The organism is Pseudomonas sp. AC083, from assembly GCF_979253165.1.
The window spans coordinates 1-263 of record NZ_CEEDDH010000183.1 but is presented as its reverse complement, the minus strand read 5'-3'; the positions used below and the strand labels follow the sequence as shown (position 1 = coordinate 263).

Here is a 263-nt window from a genome sequence, read left to right as displayed (position 1 = left end):
ATATTGCCGCAGAAGATACAAGGCAAACGAAAAAGCTTTGTCATGTATACGAAATTGATACACCCTTAACGAGTTATCATGAGCATAACAAAGACAGCAGCGGCCACAAGTTAATCGAATGGCTAAAAGAAGGGAAAAGTATCGCGCTCGTGAGTGATGCTGGTTTACCGACGATTTCAGATCCAGGGGCTGAAGTGGTACGAGATTTTACTAGCATCGGAGGCTATGTCATTCCGTTACCTGGCGCAAATGCTGCACTAACG

At 44.9% G+C, this 263-nt stretch carries 1 protein-coding gene; it reads left to right on the top strand.

What is annotated here, in order from left to right; genetic code table 11:
- Positions 1–263: SAM-dependent methyltransferase (locus AC0IXA_RS27645; protein ID WP_471814939.1), on the top strand; the 263-nt coding region annotated here is incomplete at both ends.